The organism is Enterococcus sp. B2E4 (assembly GCF_030499455.1).
Classification (GTDB): domain Bacteria; phylum Bacillota; class Bacilli; order Lactobacillales; family Enterococcaceae; genus Enterococcus_D; species Enterococcus_D casseliflavus.
In genome coordinates this window covers 1-284 of sequence record NZ_JAUKPK010000046.1, presented here as the reverse complement: position 1 = coordinate 284, position 284 = coordinate 1, and the positions used below count along the sequence as shown (strand labels likewise).

Annotated in this window: 1 pseudogene; it reads right to left on the bottom strand. The window is 27.8% G+C overall.

Features of this window, described 5'->3' with window-relative positions:
* A pseudogene (locus Q1X33_RS16525) lies at positions 1-94 on the bottom strand (chromosome partitioning protein ParA); the annotation flags it as partial.
* Positions 95-284 lie beyond the last annotated feature (190 nt).

Genomic DNA, 284 nt, shown 5'->3' with positions numbered 1-284 from the left:
TGTTTAAAATACGTCTTAATTCTTCAAGTATTTTTAGTTTTTCCTTCTCCATAACTACGCCCCATTCTTTTTTTGTATAGTAATATTGTATCATTAAGAATCACAAATCACAAGTGATTTGTGATTAATCACTTGTGATTTGTGATAAGTGATTTGTGATTAATATATAAAAGCCCTCTTTAAAGGGCTTTTATGTTTATTTTGAAAAAGAGATAAAATCAATATATCCCTTTTCCCCAATTTTTACAACGGCATTGTAGGGCTTTTTCTCTTTGTTTTTGATT